The sequence below is a fragment of the Streptomyces sp. NPDC045431 genome (genome assembly GCF_040646655.1).
Taxonomy (GTDB): Bacteria; Actinomycetota; Actinomycetes; order Streptomycetales; family Streptomycetaceae; genus Streptomyces.
This window is the reverse complement of record NZ_JBEZAQ010000024.1, coordinates 33,925-51,578: the sequence shown is the minus strand read 5'-3', so window position 1 is coordinate 51,578 and position 17,654 is coordinate 33,925. Positions and strand designations below refer to the sequence as shown.

18 protein-coding genes are annotated in these 17,654 nt (G+C 72.2%); 17 read left to right on the top strand and 1 reads right to left on the bottom strand.

The window, feature by feature from the left end; all coding sequences use genetic code 11:
- Positions 1-183 precede the first annotated feature (183 nt).
- Entirely contained in the window at positions 184-2,385 is a 2,202-nt protein-coding gene (locus tag AB0A69_RS30870) for an elongation factor G-like protein EF-G2 (RefSeq protein ID WP_361428881.1), read from the bottom strand.
- Positions 2,386-2,683: 298 nt separating this feature from the next.
- Between AB0A69_RS30870 and pgsA the strand changes: the two genes are divergently transcribed.
- The 17 genes from pgsA (at position 2,684) to AB0A69_RS30785 (ending at position 17,555) form a co-directional block, all read left to right on the top strand.
- On the top strand, positions 2,684-3,343 hold the full coding sequence (gene pgsA / locus AB0A69_RS30865; RefSeq protein WP_361428879.1) for a phosphatidylinositol phosphate synthase: 660 nt from the start codon (positions 2,684-2,686) through the stop codon (positions 3,341-3,343).
- A complete protein-coding gene (locus tag AB0A69_RS30860; RefSeq protein ID WP_361428877.1) occupies positions 3,340-4,281 on the top strand; it encodes a phosphatidylinositol mannoside acyltransferase in 942 nt (313 codons plus the stop codon). Before pgsA ends, AB0A69_RS30860 begins: the two co-directional genes overlap by 4 nt.
- Positions 4,278-5,441: a glycosyltransferase family 4 protein gene (locus tag AB0A69_RS30855; protein WP_361428875.1), complete on the top strand. Its 1,164-nt coding sequence runs from the start codon at positions 4,278-4,280 to the stop codon at positions 5,439-5,441. Before AB0A69_RS30860 ends, AB0A69_RS30855 begins: the two co-directional genes overlap by 4 nt.
- A 58-nt stretch (positions 5,442-5,499) precedes the next feature.
- Positions 5,500-6,213 carry a methyltransferase domain-containing protein gene (locus AB0A69_RS30850; RefSeq protein ID WP_361428873.1) on the top strand — a complete coding sequence of 238 codons (714 nt, stop codon included), beginning with the start codon at positions 5,500-5,502 and terminating at the stop codon, positions 6,211-6,213.
- Between the two features lie 241 nt (positions 6,214-6,454).
- Entirely contained in the window at positions 6,455-7,222 is a 768-nt protein-coding gene (locus AB0A69_RS30845) for a class I SAM-dependent methyltransferase (protein ID WP_361428871.1), read from the top strand.
- A 13-nt stretch (positions 7,223-7,235) separates the two neighbouring features.
- Positions 7,236-7,949, top strand: a complete 714-nt coding sequence (locus tag AB0A69_RS30840) for an N-acyl homoserine lactonase family protein (RefSeq protein ID WP_361428869.1) — start codon at positions 7,236-7,238, stop codon at positions 7,947-7,949.
- 11 nt (positions 7,950-7,960) lie between these two features.
- Entirely contained in the window at positions 7,961-8,500 is a 540-nt protein-coding gene (locus AB0A69_RS30835) for a hypothetical protein (protein ID WP_361428867.1), read from the top strand.
- Positions 8,501-8,618: 118 nt separating this feature from the next.
- The gene (pdxS, locus tag AB0A69_RS30830; RefSeq protein ID WP_355365623.1) at positions 8,619-9,533 is read left to right on the top strand and encodes a pyridoxal 5'-phosphate synthase lyase subunit PdxS; all 915 of its coding nucleotides are present in this window, start codon (positions 8,619-8,621) and stop codon (positions 9,531-9,533) included.
- Between the two features lie 13 nt (positions 9,534-9,546).
- Positions 9,547-10,140 carry a pyridoxal 5'-phosphate synthase glutaminase subunit PdxT gene (pdxT, locus tag AB0A69_RS30825; protein ID WP_361428864.1) on the top strand — a complete coding sequence of 198 codons (594 nt, stop codon included), beginning with the start codon at positions 9,547-9,549 and terminating at the stop codon, positions 10,138-10,140.
- A gap of 62 nt (positions 10,141-10,202) precedes the next feature.
- The gene (locus AB0A69_RS30820; protein WP_351823323.1) at positions 10,203-10,955 is read left to right on the top strand and encodes a YebC/PmpR family DNA-binding transcriptional regulator; all 753 of its coding nucleotides are present in this window, start codon (positions 10,203-10,205) and stop codon (positions 10,953-10,955) included.
- A gap of 109 nt (positions 10,956-11,064) precedes the next feature.
- Entirely contained in the window at positions 11,065-11,604 is a 540-nt protein-coding gene (ruvC, locus tag AB0A69_RS30815) for a crossover junction endodeoxyribonuclease RuvC (protein ID WP_361428862.1), read from the top strand.
- Positions 11,601-12,212 carry a Holliday junction branch migration protein RuvA gene (ruvA, locus tag AB0A69_RS30810; protein WP_361428860.1) on the top strand — a complete coding sequence of 204 codons (612 nt, stop codon included), beginning with the start codon at positions 11,601-11,603 and terminating at the stop codon, positions 12,210-12,212. The genes ruvC and ruvA overlap by 4 nt, the downstream gene beginning before the upstream one ends.
- 20 nt (positions 12,213-12,232) lie before the next feature.
- A complete protein-coding gene (ruvB, locus tag AB0A69_RS30805) occupies positions 12,233-13,321 on the top strand; it encodes a Holliday junction branch migration DNA helicase RuvB (protein ID WP_361428858.1) in 1,089 nt (362 codons plus the stop codon).
- Between the two features lie 176 nt (positions 13,322-13,497).
- Entirely contained in the window at positions 13,498-13,983 is a 486-nt protein-coding gene (gene yajC / locus AB0A69_RS30800; RefSeq protein ID WP_361428856.1) for a preprotein translocase subunit YajC, read from the top strand.
- Positions 13,984-14,135: 152 nt separating this feature from the next.
- A complete protein-coding gene (gene secD, locus AB0A69_RS30795; protein WP_361428854.1) occupies positions 14,136-15,896 on the top strand; it encodes a protein translocase subunit SecD in 1,761 nt (586 codons plus the stop codon).
- A 1-nt stretch (position 15,897) separates the two neighbouring features.
- The gene (secF, locus tag AB0A69_RS30790; RefSeq protein WP_361428852.1) at positions 15,898-17,013 is read left to right on the top strand and encodes a protein translocase subunit SecF; all 1,116 of its coding nucleotides are present in this window, start codon (positions 15,898-15,900) and stop codon (positions 17,011-17,013) included.
- Positions 17,010-17,555, top strand: a complete 546-nt coding sequence (locus AB0A69_RS30785) for an adenine phosphoribosyltransferase (RefSeq protein ID WP_361428850.1) — start codon at positions 17,010-17,012, stop codon at positions 17,553-17,555. Before secF ends, AB0A69_RS30785 begins: the two co-directional genes overlap by 4 nt.
- Positions 17,556-17,654: the final 99 nt, after the last annotated feature.

Genomic DNA, 17,654 nt, shown 5'->3' with positions numbered 1-17,654 from the left:
TCTGCGGCCTTCCCAACGACCGTGCCCGGCACACCTGGTGGCCGCCCTGAGCCGAGCAGTACAGCCTATCGGGGCGTACGGTCCGGTGTCCGGAGACGGCCGAATGCCGCCCACCGCGGGTGGTCCTCAGGACGGTTGCGGTGGGCGGCTGATCGATTCGGGATGGATTCGGATGGATTCGGGTCAGCTTGCGGACTTTTCGCGGACCTTCTCCGCGACGTGCGCGGGCATGGGCTCGTGGCGCGCGTACGTCCGGTCGAACCGGCCCGTGCCGTGGGAGATGGAGCGGAGGTCGACGGCGTACCGTCCGATCTCCAGCTCGGGCACCTCGGCGCGGACGAGGGTCCGCCCGGGTCCGGCCTGTTCGGTGCCGACGACGCGGCCCCGGCGGCCGGAGAGGTCGCTCATGACCGGGCCGACGTACTCGTCGGGGACGAGGACCTGGAGTTCGGCGACGGGTTCGAGGAGGTTGATCCGGGCGTCGGCGGCGGCTTCGCGCAGGGCCAGGGCGCCGGCGGTCTGGAAGGCGGCGTCGGAGGAGTCCACCGAGTGCGCCTTGCCGTCGAGGAGGGTGATGCGTACGTCGACGAGCGGGTGCCCGGCGGCGACGCCCTTCGCGGCCTGGGCCCGTACGCCCTTCTCGACGGACGGGATGAACTGGCGGGGCACCGCGCCGCCGACCACCTTGTCGACGAACTCGATGCCGGAACCCTGGGGCAGCGGTTCCACCTCGATCTCGCAGATGGCGTACTGGCCGTGTCCACCGGACTGTTTGACGTGCCGTCCGCGCCCCGCCGACCTGTCGGCGAAGGTCTCGCGGAGGGCCACCTTGTGGGGTACGGCGTCGACCTGGACGCCGTAGCGGGTGCGCAGCCGTTCCAGGGCGACGTCCATGTGGGCCTCACCGAGGCACCACAGGACGACCTGACCGGTGTCCTGGTTCTGTTCGAGGCGCATGGTGGGGTCTTCGGCGGCGAGGCGCGCGAGGCCCTGGGAGAGCCTGTCCTCGTCCGCCTTGCTGTGGGCCTGGATGGCGAGCGGCAGCAGCGGCTCGGGCATCGTCCAGGGCTCCATGAGGAGCGGGTCGTCCTTGGCGGAGAGCGTGTCCCCGGTCTCGGCGCGGACCAGTTTGCCCACGCAGCACAGGTCGCCGGCGATGCAGTGGTTCATCTGCCGCTGCTGCTTGCCGAAGGGCGCGGACAGGGCGCCGACGCGCTCGTCGACGTCGTGGTCCTCGTGGCCGCGGTCGGCGAGGCCGTGCCCGGAGACGTGGACGGTCTCGTCGGGGCGCAGGGTCCCGGAGAAGACGCGTACCAGCGAGATCCGGCCGACGTACGGGTCGGACGCCGTCTTGACGACCTCGGCCACCAGCGGCCCGTCGGGGTCGCAGGTGATCGCCGGGCGCGGGCGGCCGTCCGGGGTGGTGACGGCGGGCGCCTCGCGTTCCAGGGGTGTGGGGAAGCCGCGGGTGATCAGTTCCAGCAGTTCGACGGTGCCGAGGCCCTGCTTGCCGCCGGGGGCGGCGGGGGCGGCGGCGAGGACGGGGTGGAAGGTGCCGCGTGCGACGGCCTTCTCCAGGTCCTCGATGAGGGTCTTGAGGTCGATCTCCTCGCCGCCGAGGTAGCGGTCCATGAGGGTCTCGTCCTCGCTCTCGGCGATGATGCCCTCGATCAGCCGGTTGCGGGCCTCGGCGATGAGGTCGCGCTGGGTGTCGTCGGGTGGGTTCTCCCTCCGTTCGCCGGAGGAGTAGTCGAAGATCTTCTGGGTCAGCAGGCCGACCAGTCCGGTGGCGGGGGCGTGCCCGTCGGGTGCCTCGGGGCCGAGTACGGGCAGGTAGAGGGGGAGGATGGCGTCGGGGTCGTCGCCGCCGAAGATGTCGGCGAGGACCTGGGTGAGCCGCTCGAAGTCGGTGCGCGCGGTGTCGAGGTGCGTGACGACGATGGCGCGGGGCATGCCGACGGCCGCGCACTCCTCCCACACCATCCGGGTGGAGCCGGCGACGGCGTCGGCCTCCTGGGCCGCCGATACGACGAAGAGGGCCGCGTCCGCGGCGCGCAGGCCGGCCCGCAGTTCCCCGACGAAGTCGGCGTAACCGGGGGTGTCGAGCAGGTTGATCTTGTAGCCGTCCCAGCCGACGGGGACGAGGGAGAGCTGTACGGAGCGTTGCTGACGGTGCTCGATCTCGTCGTAGTCGGAGACCGTGGCGCCGTCCTCGACCCGTCCTGCCCGGTTGACCGCGCCGGCGGTCAGCGCGAGGGCCTCGACGAGGGTGGTCTTACCGGATCCGCTGTGGCCGACCAGCACCACATTCCGTACCGATGCGGGCTGGTCGGCCGTAAGAGCCCTGCCGGCGGCTCCTGGGTGGGTGTTCGCCTTGTCGCCCATGGTTTCTTCCTCCTGATCGCCGGTGCACGGTGCGTGCACGGTGGAGGTGGGGGGCGCGGGCGCGGGGGAGCGATCCTCAAGCGGGGCAGCTCCGGCGGTGCCCGCGGTGGTCTTTCGAGCTTTCCACTCCGGTCAGGCCGCGTCCATACGACAGACATACGCGTGCGTCGGGTATCGGGTATTCGCCGATGCCACGTGGGGTGCGTGGTGCCCCGGGGTGTGGGCGGGGCGGTGCTGGCTACGATGGGCCAGCCGGTGGCCGATGGGGCCGCGCGGCTCACCGACCCTCGGGAAGGCCATGCTGAACAAGTACGCGCGTGCGTTTTTCACGCGTGTTCTCACACCGTTCGCCGCGTTTCTGCTCCGCCGCGGAGTGAGCCCCGACGCCGTCACGCTCATCGGCACGGCGGGGGTGGTGGCCGGGGCGCTGGTCTTCTTCCCGCGGGGCGAGTTCTTCTGGGGCACGATCGTCATCACGCTGTTCGTGTTCTCCGACCTGGTGGACGGGAACATGGCCCGCCAGGCGGGGATCTCCAGCCGCTGGGGCGCCTTCCTGGACTCGACGCTGGACCGGGTCGCGGACGGGGCCATCTTCGGTGGCTTCGCCCTGTGGTACGCCGGCAAGGGCGACGACAATGTGATGTGTGCCGTGGCCATCTTCTGCCTGGCGAGCGGCCAGGTCGTGTCGTACACCAAGGCGCGGGGCGAGTCGATCGGCCTGCCGGTGGCGGTGAACGGCCTGGTCGAGCGCGCGGAGCGGCTGGTCGTCTCGCTGGTGGCGGCGGGTCTCGCCGGACTGCACGGCTTCGGCGTCCCGGGCGTCCAGGTGCTGCTGCCGATCGCGTTGTGGCTGGTGGCCGTGGGAAGCGCGGTGACGCTGGGGCAGCGTGTGGTGACGGTGCGGCGCGAGGCCGCGGAAGCGGACGCCGCCGGGGCGCGGGGGAGTGAGGCCACATGAGCGGGGCGAAGGACCGGCTGACGGACGCGCTGTACGGGCTGGGCTGGGCGGCGATGAAGAAGCTGCCCGAGCCGGTGGCGGCGGGCCTGGGGCGGCGCATCGCCGACACGGCGTGGAAGCGGCGCGGCCAGGGCGTGCTGCGGCTGGAGTCCAACCTCGCACGCGTGGTGCCGGACGCGTCCCCGGAGCGGCTGGCCGAGCTGTCCCGGGCCGGGATGCGTTCGTACATGCGCTACTGGATGGAGTCCTTCCGGCTGCCCTCGTGGAGCGCGCGGCGCGTGGCGGACGGCGTCGAGGTGCGGGACGTCCACCGCCTGACGGACGGGCTGGCCTCCGGGCGCGGCGTGGTGCTGGCACTGCCGCACCTGGCGAACTGGGACCTGGCCGGGGTGTGGGTGACCCGGTCGCTGGGCGTGCCGTTCACGACGGTGGCCGAGCGGCTGAAGCCGGAGTCGCTGTACGACCGGTTCGTGGCGTACCGCGAGTCGCTGGGCATGGAGGTGCTGCCGCACACCGGCGGGTCGGCGTTCGGGACCCTGGCGCGGCGGCTGCGCGCGGGCGGGCTGGTGTGCCTGGTGGCGGACCGGGACCTGTCGGCGTCGGGCGTCGAGGTGACGTTCTTCGGCGAGGCGGCGCGGATGCCGGGCGGGCCCGCGATGCTGGCCCAGCAGACGGGTGCGCTGCTGCTGCCGGCGACGCTCTGGTACGACGGCACGCCGGTCATGAAGGCGCGGGTCCATCCGCCGGTGGACGTGCCCGAGACGGGGACGCGGGCGGAGAAGACCGCGATCATGACGCAGGCGCTGGCCGACGCCTTCGCCGCCGGGATCGCCGAACACCCGGAGGACTGGCACATGCTGCAGCGGCTGTGGCTCGCGGACCTGGACGACGACCGGGGCCGGGGCCAGGGCCCTGACCGGAGCCGGGTGACGTCGTGAGGATCGGCATCGTATGCCCGTACTCGTGGGACGTGCCGGGCGGCGTCCAGTTCCACATCCGTGACCTCGCGGACCACCTGATCCGGCTCGGGCACGAGGTGTCCGTGCTGGCCCCCGCCGACGATGACACGCCCCTGCCGCCGTACGTGGTCTCGGCGGGGCGCGCGGTGCCCGTGCCGTACAACGGCTCGGTGGCGCGGCTGAACTTCGGCTTCCTGTCGGCGGCGCGCGTGCGGCGCTGGCTGCACGACGGCACCTTCGACGTGATCCACATCCACGAGCCTGCGTCGCCGTCGCTGGGGCTGCTGGCGTGCTGGGCGGCGCAGGGGCCCATCGTGGCGACCTTCCACACGTCCAACCCGCGCTCACGCGCCATGATCGCGGCGTACCCGATCCTCCAGCCGGCGCTGGAGAAGATCAGCGCGCGGATCGCGGTGAGCGAGTACGCCCGCCGGACGCTGGTGGAGCACCTGGGCGGGGACGCGGTGGTCATCCCGAACGGCGTGGACGTCGACTTCTTCGCCAAGGCCGACCCCAGGCCGGAGTGGCAGGGCGGCACGCTGGGCTTCATCGGCCGGATCGACGAGCCGCGCAAGGGCCTGCCGGTACTGATCAAGGCGCTGCCGAGGATCCTGGAGGCCCTGCCGGAGACCCGGTTGCTGGTCGCGGGCAGGGGCGACGAGGAGGAGGCCGTGGCCTCGCTCCCGGTCGACATGCGCCGCCGGGTGGAGTTCCTCGGCATGGTCAGCGACGAGGACAAGGCGCGGCTGCTGCGCAGCGTGGACGTGTACGTGGCGCCCAACACGGGCGGCGAGAGCTTCGGCATCATCCTGGTCGAGGCCATGTCGGCGGGCGCGCCGGTGCTGGCCAGCGACCTGGACGCGTTCACGCAGGTGCTGGACAAGGGCGCGGCGGGCGAGCTGTTCGCCAACGAGGACGCGGACGCCCTGGCGGACGCGGCGATCCGCCTCCTGGGCGACCCGGCCCGCCGCCAGGAGCTCCACGAGCGGGGCAGCGCGCATGTGCGGCGCTTCGACTGGTCGACGGTGGGCGCGGACATCCTGGCGGTGTACGAGACGGTGACGGACGGCGCGGCCTCGGTGGCCGCGGACGAGCGGGTGGGGGGCCTGCGGGCGCGGTGGGGGCTGGCGCGGGACTAGGGGCCTGTCTTCCGGATCGCGCCGGGCATTGTCAGTGGTGCCTGCGACGATCACTTCCATGACCGAAGCGACCGAAGCGGCCGAGGCGACCGAAGCGACCGCCTCCACCGACGCGACCGGAGCGACCGAGCTCGCCTCTGCCATCACGGGCTACTGGGACGCCGCCGCGGCGACGTTCGACGACGAACCCGATCACGGCCTGCGGGCGGCGCCGACCCGTGCCGCCTGGCGGGACCGCGTGCTGCGGTGGGCGCCCGCCGAGCCGTCCGACGTGCTGGACGTGGGCTGCGGCACCGGCTCGCTCTCGGTGCTGCTCGCCTCGGCGGGGCACCGCGTGACCGGCGTGGACCTCGCGCCGCGCATGGTCGAGCAGGCGCGGGCCAAGGCGGCGGCCGCCGGGCTCGCCGCGCGCTTCCTCGTCGGCGACGCGGCCGCGCCGCCCACGGGCGAGGACCGCTTCGACATGCTCGTCTCACGGCACCTGATATGGACGCTGCCCGACCCCGGGGCGGCGCTGCGCGCCTGGGTGGACCGACTCCGTCCGGGCGGCCGGCTCCTGCTGGTCGAGGGCCGCTGGCGCGAGGCGGGACCCACCGCCTACGTACCGGGTGCCGAGGACCTGCCGTGGAACGGGGGCGTGAGCGCGGAGGAGCTGGCCTCGGTGGTGCGTCCACTCGTCAGCGACCTGGACGTCGAGCCGCTCAGCGGGGTCCCGGAGCTGTGGGGCGGCCCGGTGGCGGACGAGCGGTACGCGGTGGTGGCGCGGGTCTGAGGCGGCGAAGGCGAGGCACGGGCGGCCGTTGGTGAAAAAGCCGCTCCGGAGCCGTCCGTAAAGGCCCTTTCCCGGGCTTCGGCGGGGCCCGGGAGGGCGGTGGTACGGGCGCCGGGGGGCAGGGCCGGGTCGCCTGGGGATAGCCCGCTGCGAGGCCCTCCACGGGTCCGCCACGCCCCTGGTGACCTGGGGTTTTGGCGTGTTCCGGCCTAGGATCGAGACCACGTGGGAGGGGGACCGGATGGACCGGGACATACGCACGGTGGACGACGTCATGGCGCTCCTGGACGGGCTCTTCGCGCCGGAGGCCGACCGGTGGACGGACGGGGCGGCGGCCTGGTGGGACGGGTTCTACGCGGACCGGTCCCGGCCGGTGCCGTTCTTCGTCTCCAAGCCGGACGAGAACCTCGTCTCGTACGTCGAGCGCGGGCTGCTCGCGCCGGGCGCCCGCGTCCTGGACCTGGGCTGCGGGCCCGGACGCAATGCGCTCTACCTCGCCTCTCTCGGGTGCGAGGTGGACGCCGTGGACCTGTCCCCGGCCGCCGTCGCCTGGGCCGAGGAGCGGGCCCGCGAGGCGGGGGCGAAGGTCCGCTTCCACTGCGGAGACGCCTTCGACGCCGACTGGACCGCACAGCGGCCCGGCGGCCCGTACGACCTGGTGTACGACTCCGGCTGCTTCCACCACCTGCCGCCCCACCGCCGCGTGAGCTACCTCGCCCTCCTGGACCGGGTCCTCGCGCCCGGGGGCCGCTTCGGCCTGGCGTGCTTCGCGGCCGGCCCCGGCGGCATGGGCTCGGAGCTGCCCGACACCGCCTTCTACCGGCGCAGCCGTGAGAATCGCGAGGGCGGTCTCCGGGGCGGCCTCGCCTACACACCCGACGCGCTGCGTCGCGTCTTCGCCGGTCTGACCGAGATCGAGCTGCGCCGCATGCGCGACGAGGCACCGGAGTCACCGCGCTTCGGCGAGCCGTTCCTGTGGACGGCCCTCTTCCGCCGCGCCGGCGCGTAGAGATCATGGGGGCATGGGACAGCACACCGCCATCGAACGGCTCGACCTCGGGCACTTCATCCGCCCCGCCGCCGAGGCGGGCACCGCGGACCCGCGCGTCGAGCCCGTGCTCGCGTACCTCGTACGGCACGAGGCCGGACTCCTGCTCTTCGACACCGGCCTCGGCTCCGGCGACCCCGAGGCCGAGGCGCACTACCGGCCGCGCCGCAAGGACCTCGGCGCCGCGCTCGCGGCGAGAGGTGTGAGCACGGACGACATCGACCTCGTCGTGAACTGCCACCTCCACTTCGACCACTGCGGGGGGAACCCGCTCCTCGCGGGCCGTCCCGTTCTCGTCCAGCGCGGTGAGCTCGCCACCGCCCGCGCCGGCGACTACACCATCGACGCGCTCGTCGACTTCCCCGGCGCCCGCTACGAGGAGCTCGACGGCGAGGCCGAGGTATGGCCGGGAGTCCGGGTCGTCCCGACGCCCGGGCACACGGCCGGGCACCAGTCCCTGGTCGTCTCCGGACGCGAGGGCACCACGGTGCTGGCGGGGCAGGCGTACGACTTCGCCTCGGAGTTCGCGTCCGACGAGATGGCCCGCCGCGCCCGCGCCGAGGGGGCCGAGGAGTTCGAGGGCCGCTACCGGCCCTGGCTGGACCGGCTCGCGGAGTTCGAGCCGAGCCGCGTCCTCTTCGCGCACGACCGCTCGGTGTGGGAAGGGCGCATGCCGGCGCCCCGGTAGCCTGTGCGCCCGTGATCGAAACCCTCATCTGGATCGTCGTCGGCCTGGTCGCGATCGGTCTCTACCTGAGCTGGACCGCGGGCCGGCTCGACCGGCTGCACGCCCGGATCGACGCCGCCCGCGCCGCGCTCGACGCCCAGCTCGTACGGCGCGCCTCCGTCGCCCAGGAGCTGGCCACCTCCAAGGTGCTGGACCCGGCGGCGTCGATCGTGTTGTACGAGGCGGCGCACGCGGCCCGGCAGGCCGAGGAGGAGCACCGCGAGGTCGCCGAGAGCGAGCTGAGCCAGGCGCTGCGCGCCGTGTTCGGCGAGCCGGAGCAGGTCGAGGTGGTGCGGGACGCACCCGGCGGCGAGGAGGCGGCACTGGAGCTCGCGGCGGCGGTGCGGCGGGTGCCGATGGCCCGGCGGTTCCACAACGACGCCGTACGGGCGGCGCGGGCGCTGCGCAGGCACCGCACGGTGCGCTGGTTCCGGCTGGCGGGCCACGCGCCGTTCCCGATGGCGTTCGAGATGGACGACGAGCCCCCCGTGGCACTCGCGGACCGGCCGTAACCAGGTCACCGACGTGAAAACGAGCCACCGGCTCACTATTGGCCCTTGATGTGGACTGGCCGGGGCGGGTTTCCTCACTGTTGTCGAAAACCCCCTGTTCTTTCGAGTGAGGTCCCTCGTGTCCAGCACGCTCCCCACCACCCCGCAGTCCCCCGAGACCGGCACCGCCCGCGTGAAGCGCGGCATGGCCGAGCAGCTCAAGGGCGGCGTGATCATGGACGTGGTCAACGCCGAGCAGGCGAAGATCGCCGAGGACGCCGGCGCCGTCGCGGTCATGGCCCTGGAGCGGGTCCCCGCCGACATCCGCAAGGACGGCGGCGTGGCCCGGATGTCCGACCCGAACATGATCGAGGAGATCATCGACGCGGTCTCCATCCCGGTCATGGCCAAGTCCCGCATCGGCCACTTCGTCGAGGCCCAGGTCCTGCAGTCCCTCGGTGTCGACTACATCGACGAGTCCGAGGTCCTCACCCCGGCCGACGAGGTCAACCACTCCGACAAGTGGGCCTTCACCACCCCCTTCGTCTGTGGCGCCACCAACCTCGGTGAGGCCCTGCGCCGCATCGCCGAGGGCGCGGCCATGATCCGCTCCAAGGGCGAGGCCGGCACCGGCAACGTCGTCGAGGCCGTCCGCCACCTGCGCCAGATCAAGAACGAGATCGCCAAGCTGCGCGGCTTCGACAACAACGAGCTGTTCGCCGCCGCCAAGGAGCTGCGCGCCCCGTACGAGCTCGTCAAGGAGGTCGCCGAGCTCGGCAAGCTGCCGGTCGTGCTGTTCTCCGCCGGTGGCGTCGCCACCCCCGCCGACGCCGCGCTGATGCGCCAGCTCGGCGCCGAGGGCGTCTTCGTCGGCTCCGGCATCTTCAAGTCGGGCGACCCGGCCAAGCGCGCCGCCGCCATCGTGAAGGCCACCACCTTCTACGACGACCCGAAGATCATCGCCGACGCCTCCCGCAACCTGGGCGAGGCCATGGTCGGCATCAACTGCGACACCCTCCCCGAGGCCGAGCGCTACGCGAACCGCGGCTGGTAAGGCGTACAACACCATGAGCAACACCCCCGTTATCGGTGTCCTGGCCCTCCAGGGCGACGTACGGGAGCACCTGATCGCCCTGGCCGCGGCGGACGCCGTGGCCAGGCCGGTCCGGCGCCCCGAAGAGCTCGCCGAGGTCGACGGCCTGGTCATCCCCGGCGGCGAGTCCACCACCATCTCCAAGCTGGCCGTGCTCTTCGGGCTCATGGAGCCCCTGCGTGAGCGCATCAAGGCGGGCATGCCCGTCTACGGCACCTGCGCCGGCCTGATCATGCTCGCCGACAAGATCCTCGACCCGCGCTCGGGCCAGGAGACCCTCGGCGGCATCGACATGATCGTGCGGCGCAACGCCTTCGGGCGGCAGAACGAGTCCTTCGAGGCGGGCGTCGAGGTCGCCGGCGTCGACGGCGGGCCCGTGGAGGGCGTCTTCATCCGCGCCCCCTGGGTCGAGTCGGTCGGCGCCCAGGCCGAGGTCATCGCCGAGCACGACGGCCACATCGTCGCCGTACGGCAGGGCAACGCGCTCGCCACGTCGTTCCACCCGGAACTGACCGGCGACCACCGCGTCCACGCCCTGTTCGTGGAGATGGTGCGCGCCACGCGCTGATCCCGTCCCGGTAGGATCTCTGGGGTTCGTTCTGAAATGGGTTACGCGAAGGAGACAGGCAGATGTCCGGCCACTCTAAATGGGCTACGACGAAGCACAAGAAGGCCGTGATCGACGCCAAGCGCGGCAAGCTCTTCGCGAAGCTGATCAAGAACATCGAGGTCGCCGCCCGCACCGGCGGCGGCGACCCGGACGGCAACCCCACGCTCTACGACGCCATCCAGAAGGCGAAGAAGAGCTCCGTCCCGAACAAGAACATCGACTCCGCGGTCAAGCGCGGCGCCGGCCTGGAGGCCGGTGGCGCCGACTACGAGACGATCATGTACGAGGGTTACGGCCCGAACGGCGTCGCGGTGCTCATCGAGTGCCTCACCGACAACCGCAACCGCGCCGCCTCGGACGTCCGCGTCGCCATGACCCGCAACGGCGGCTCGATGGCCGACCCGGGCTCGGTGTCGTACCTGTTCAACCGCAAGGGCGTCGTCATCGTCCCCAAGGGCGAGCTGACCGAGGACGACGTGCTCGGCGCGGTCCTGGACGCGGGTGCCGAGGAAGTCAACGACCTCGGTGAGAGCTTCGAGGTCATCAGCGAGGCCACCGACCTGGTCGCGGTCCGCACCGCCCTCCAGGAGGCCGGCATCGACTACGACTCGGCCGACGCCAACTTCGTCCCGACCATGCAGGTCGAGCTCGACGAGGAGGGCGCGCGCAAGATCTTCAAGCTGATCGACGCGCTGGAGGACAGCGACGACGTGCAGAACGTCTTCGCCAACTTCGACGTCTCCGACGACGTCATGGCGAAGGTCGACGCCTGACCGACGCACGCACGCACGCGAACGGGCCGACGGGACACACCCGTCGGCCCGTCGCGTTGTCAGTGCCACCCGATAGCCTGCACAAACAGATTGACGAAGGAGGGGTGGCGTGCGTGTTCTCGGGGTGGACCCAGGGCTGACGCGGTGCGGCGTCGGTGTCGTCGAAGGCGTCGCCGGCCGTCCGCTGACGATGCTCGGCGTCGGTGTCGTGCGCACACCGGCCGACGCGGAGACCGGTCACCGGCTGGTCGCCATCGAGCGCGGCATAGAGGAGTGGCTCGACGAGCACCGCCCCGAAATGGTCGCCGTGGAGCGCGTCTTCAGCCAGCACAACGTCCGTACGGTCATGGGCACGGCCCAGGCCAGCGCCGTCGCCATCCTGTGCGCCTCACGCCGCGGACTGCCCGTCGCCCTGCACACCCCCAGCGAGGTCAAGGCCGCCGTCACCGGCAGCGGCCGCGCCGACAAGGCGCAGGTCGGCGCCATGGTGACCCGCCTCCTGCGGCTCGACGCCCCGCCGAAACCGGCCGACGCCGCCGACGCCCTCGCCCTCGCCATCTGCCACATCTGGCGGGCCCCCGCCCAGAACCGGCTCCAGCAAGCCGTCGCCGCCCACCGGGCCATGACCGTGAAAGGCCGTACCGCATGATCGCCTTCGTGAGCGGCCCCGTCGCCGCGCTCGCCCCGACCACCGCCGTGATCGAGGTCGGCGGCGTCGGCATGGCCGTCCAGTGCGCGCCGAACACCATCGCCGGCCTGAAGGTCGGTCAGGAAGCCCGCCTCGCCACCTCATTGGTCGTCCGGGAGGACTCCCTCACCCTGTACGGCTTCGCCGACGACGACGAGCGCCAGGTCTTCGAGCTGCTCCAGACCGCCAGCGGCGTCGGCCCGCGCCTCGCCCAGGCCATGCTCGCCGTGCACAGCCCCGACGCACTGCGCGCCGCGGTCGCCTCCGGCGACGAGAAGGCGCTCACCGCCGTCCCCGGCATCGGCAAGAAGGGCGCCCAGAAGCTGCTGCTGGAGCTCAAGGACCGGCTCGGCGAGCCCCTCGGCTCCGTACCCGCCGCCCGCGCCGCGACGGCCACCCGCTCCTGGAGCGACCAGCTGCACGCCGCCCTGATCGGCCTCGGCTACGCCACGCGCGAGGCCGACGAGGCGGTCGCGGCCGTCACCCCGCAGGCCGAGGCGGCCGGCGGCGAGCCGCAGATCGGCCAGCTCCTCAAGGCCGCGCTCCAGACCCTCAACCGCACCCGCTGACCCCACGAGGCATTCGAACTGTGAACTGGGACGACACCGCACCCCCGGCCGACGACCCCGCGACCGCCCCCGCCGAGCGGCTGGTCGGCGCGGCCGCCGACGGCGAGGACCAGGCCGTCGAGGCCGCCCTGCGCCCCAAGTCGCTGGACGAGTTCGTGGGCCAGGAGCGGGTGCGCGAGCAGCTGGACCTGGTGCTCAAGGCGGCCCTCGCGCGCGGGGCCACCGCCGACCACGTGCTGCTCTCCGGCGCCCCCGGTCTCGGCAAGACCACCCTCTCCATGATCATCGCCGCCGAGATGGGCGCCCCCATCCGCATCACCTCCGGCCCCGCCATCCAGCACGCCGGCGACCTCGCCGCGATCCTCTCCTCCCTCCAGGAGGGCGAGGTCCTCTTCCTCGACGAGATCCACCGGATGTCCCGGCCCGCCGAGGAGATGCTCTACATGGCGATGGAGGACTTCCGCGTCGACGTCATCGTCGGCAAGGGCCCCGGCGCCACCGCCATCCCGCTGGAGCTGCCGCCCTTCACTCTGGTCGGCGCCACCACCCGGGCCGGACTGCTGCCGCCCCCGCTGCGCGACCGCTTCGGCTTCACCGCCCACATGGAGTTCTACGCCCCGAGCGAGCTGGAGCGGGTCGTCCACCGCTCCGCCCGGCTCCTCGACGTCGAGATCGAGGCGGACGGCGCCGCCGAGATCGCCGGCCGCTCCCGCGGCACGCCCCGCATCGCCAACCGCCTGCTGCGCCGCGTCCGCGACTACGCCCAGGTCAAGGCCGACGGCGTGATCACCCGCGAGATCGCCGCCACCGCGCTCGCGGTGTACGAGGTGGACGGCCGCGGCCTCGACCGGCTCGACCGGGCGGTGCTGCAGGCGCTCCTCAAGCTCTTCGGCGGCGGCCCGGTCGGTCTGTCCACGCTCGCCGTCGCCGTGGGCGAGGAGCGCGAGACCGTCGAGGAGGTCGCCGAGCCCTTCCTCGTACGGGAGGGGCTGCTGGCCCGTACGCCCAGGGGGCGGGTCGCGACGCCCGCCGCGTGGGCCCACCTCGGGCTCGTACCGCCGCAGGCCCACGGGCCGGGAAGCGGACAACAGGGGCTGTTCGGGGCGTGACGGCGAGGTCACTCGCCGGGCCCGGAACCACGGTGCCATGCTGGGCGTTGTTCCAATGATGCGGACTCGCCTAGACTCCGCCGATGCCGACCCTTCGGTCGGCGTACCCACCCCCGAAGACCAGGCCGCGGCCGACCCCGACGCCGACCGCGACCGTGCGAAGGATTTGTCGTCCCGTGGATATCGTGACCCTTCTCCCGTTCATCGTCCTCATCGGGGCCATGTTCCTGATGACCCGCTCCGCCAAGAAGAAGCAGCAGCAGGCAGCGGCGATGCGCAACCAGATGCAGCCCGGCTCCGGCGTGCGGACGATCGGGGGGATGTACGCCACCGTCAAGGAGGTCGGCGAGGACACGGTCCTCCTCGAGGTCGCCCCGGGCGTCCACGCCGTCTACGCGAAGAACGCGATCGGCGCCGTCCTCGAGGACGAGGAGTACAACCGCATCGTCCACGGCGACACCGGCACCGAGACCGACGCCGAGACCGACGATGCCGTCGTCCCGGACGACATCTCCTCGCTCACCGAGGGTGACAAGATCGACCTCGGCAAGAAGGACGCGGCCGACGACGCCGGGACCGCTCCCGAGGCGATCGACGCCACCAAGGACGCCAAGGACGCCAAGACCGACGACAAGAGCGACGGCGACACCGACGCGAAGTAAGGCTGGCATCATCCGGGACCGCGTGACGCCGCGCAGCGGCGTACCGCGGTCCGCGCGTCCGTGCCGACACACGCGGGGGAATCCCCACACCACTTCGTGGCCGCCTCGACGCTCACCCGGCGCGTGGCGGTTGGACAGGGAGAAACGAGAAGGTGGCAGCACCCAAGAAGGGCAGAGGGCAGGCGACGGGGGGCCAGGGCAGGCCAGGGCGTGCCCTGGCCCTGATCCTGATCGTCATGGGCGCCCTGATCGGCGGGATGTTCGCGTCGGGTGACCTCACCCCGCGCCTGGGCATCGACCTCGCCGGCGGCACGAGCATCACGCTCAGGGCGGAGAACCAGCCCGGCAAGCCGGACTCCATCAACAACACCAACATGCAGACCGCGATCGGCATCATCGAACGCCGCGTCAACGGTCTGGGTGTCTCGGAGGCGGAGGTCCAGCAGCAGGGCGAGCGGCACATCATCGTCAACATCCCCAAGGCGACGGACTCCAAGCAGGCCCGCGAGCAGGTCGGCACCACCGCCCAGCTGTACTTCCGGCCGGTGCTCACCGCCGCCGGCAGCGGCCCCATCGAGGAGCCGCCCGCCGCGAGCGGCTCCCCGAGCCCCAGCGCCAGCCCCAGCGGCAAGGCCACGCCCAGCGGCAAGGCGACCCCCTCGCCCAGCGCCACCACTCAGGGCCGCGCCGTCCCGGACGCCCTGAAGAAGGCCCCCTCGCCGTCGGCGACCCCCTCCGGCAAGCCGGCCCCGTCCGGCAGCCCCACCGGCAGCCCGAAGCCGTCCGGCTCCGCCGACGCGGGCGCCGCCGGCCTGGAAGCGCAGTTCGCCGCGCTGGACTGCCGCCCCAAGGGCGAGAAGAAGGAAGTGCCCAACCCGGCGCGCAACGCCGACCCGGCCAAGCCCACCGTCGCCTGTGGCAGCGAGGGCGACGCCAAGTACATCCTCGGCCCGTCCGAGGTCGAGGGCACGGACGTCGACGAGGCCAAGGGCGTCCTCGACCCGAGCCGCGGCATCTGGATCGTCCAGCTCGGCTTCACCGACAAGGGCGCCAAGAAGTTCGCCGCCACCACCGGCAAGCTCGCCTCGCAGGCCCCGCCGCAGAACCAGTTCGCGATCATGCTCGACGGCCAGGTGGTCTCCGCCCCGTCCGTCAACAGCGTCATCGGCGGCGGCAGCGCCGAGATCACCGGCAGCTTCAACCAGGACACCGCCACCGACCTGGCCAACATCCTGTCCTACGGCGCGCTCCCGCTCTCCTTCGAGGAGGAGAGCGTCGACACCGTCAGCCCGGCGCTCGGTGGCGAGCAGCTCATGGCCGGCCTGATCGCCGGTGCCATCGGCCTTGCGCTCGTCGTGATCTACCTGGTGGTGTACTACCGGGGCCTGGCGCTCATCGCGCTCCTCAGCCTCGTCGCCTCCGCAGTCCTCACCTACGCGCTGATGGCGCTCCTCGGCCCGGCCATCGGCTTCGCGCTGAACCTGCCGGCCGTCTGCGGCGCCATCGTCGCGATCGGTATCACCGCGGACTCCTTCATCGTGTACTTCGAACGCATCCGTGACGAGATCCGCGAGGGCCGCACGCTCCGCCCGGCCGTCGAGCGGGCCTGGCCGCGCGCCCGGCGCACCATCCTCGTCTCCGACTTCGTGTCGTTCCTCGCCGCCGCGGTGCTGTTCATCGTGACCGTCGGCAAGGTGCAGGGCTTCGCGTTCACGCTCGGCCTGACGACCCTCCTCGACGTCGTCGTCGTGTTCCTCTTCACCAAGCCGCTGATGACGCTGTTCGCCCGGACGAAGTTCTTCGGCAGCGGCCACGCGTGGTCGGGACTGGACCCCAAGCGCCTCGGAGTCAAGCCTCCGCTGCGCCGCTCGCGCCGTTCCGCCTCCGCGACCATCGACCCGAAGGAGGCGTGAGATGTCACGACTCGGCACCCTCGGCGCCCGCCTGTACCGCGGTGAGGTCGGTTACGACTTCGTCGGCAAGCGGATGCTCTGGTACGGCGTCTCCATCCTGATCACCATCACGGCCATCGCCGGACTGCTGATCCAGGGCCTCAACATGGGCATCGAGTTCAAGGGCGGCGTGGTCATCACCACCCCCAAGACCTCGGTGTCCGTCGCCGAGGCCAGGGACGCCACCGCGGAGGTCTCCGGCCACACCCCGATCGTCCAGGAGCTGGGCAACGGCGGCCTGCGCATCCAGATCAGCGACGTGGACACGGCCAAGGCCGACAAGATCGCCACGGCGCTCGCCGACGACCTGAAGGTCCCCGAGGACCAGCTCAACGCCCAGCAGGTCGGCCCGAGCTGGGGCGAGCAGATCGCCAACAAGGCCTGGACGGGCCTCGGCGTCTTCATGATCCTCGTGGTGATCTACCTCGCGATCGCCTTCGAGTGGCGCATGGCGCTCGCCGCGCTGATCGCCCTGATCCACGACCTCACCATCACGGTCGGCATCTACGCCCTGGTCGGCTTCGAGGTCACGCCCGGCACCGTGATCGGTCTGCTCACGATCCTCGGTTACTCCCTCTACGACACCGTCGTCGTCTTCGACGGTCTCAAGGAGGCGTCGAAGGACATCACCAAGCAGACGCGCTGGACGTACAGCGAGATCGCCAACCGCAGCCTCAACAGCACGCTGGTGCGCTCCATCAACACCACCGTGGTGGCGCTGCTGCCGGTCGCGGGCCTGCTCTTCATCGGCGGCGGCTTCCTGGGCGCCGGCATGCTGAACGACATCTCGCTGTCGCTCTTCGTCGGCCTCGCCGCCGGCGCGTACTCCTCGATCTTCATCGCCACGCCGCTGGTCGCCGACCTCAAGGAGCGCGACCCGCAGATGAAGGCGCTGAAGAAGCGCGTCCTGGCCAAGCGGGCCGCCGCCGCCAAGAGCGAGTCCTCCTCCACCGACGCCACGGACGGCGGCGATGAGCCGCAGGACGGCGCGGACCAGGGCGGCGACGACGCGACGCCCGCCGGGGCCGTCGTCGGCCAGCGCCGTCAGCCGACCCGCGGCCGGGGGAAGAGGCGATGACCGACAGCAGCACGCGGGAACTCCTGCTCAGCCGCATCCGGGACGTCCCGGACTACCCCAAGCCGGGCGTGGTCTTCAAGGACATCACCCCGCTGCTCGCCGACCCGAAGGCGTTCCACGCCCTCACCGGCGCGCTGGCCGAGCTCTGCGTCCGCAGCGGCGCCACCAAGATCGTCGGCCTGGAGGCGCGCGGCTTCATCCTCGCCGCGCCGGTCGCCGTCACCGCGCAGCTGGGCTTCATCCCCGTCCGCAAGGCGGGCAAGCTGCCCGGGGCCACGCTGAGCCAGGCGTACGACCTGGAGTACGGCTCCGCCGAGATCGAGGTGCACGCCGAGGACCTCCTCCCCGGTGACCGCGTGATGGTCATCGACGACGTCCTCGCCACCGGCGGCACCGCCGAGGCCGCGCTGGAGCTCATCCGGCGGGCCGGCGCGGAGGTCGCGGGCGTCGCGGTCCTCATGGAGCTCGGCTTCCTGGGCGGCCGGGCCCGCCTGGAGCCCGCCCTGGGCGGCGCGCCGCTGGAGGCGCTCATCGCGCTCTGACCGCGCGAGGCAGGCACGTACGACGGGCGCCCGGGGAACACCCCCGCGGCGCCCGTCGTCGTACCCGCCGCCTGTACCCGCGGCCCGTACCCGCCGCCT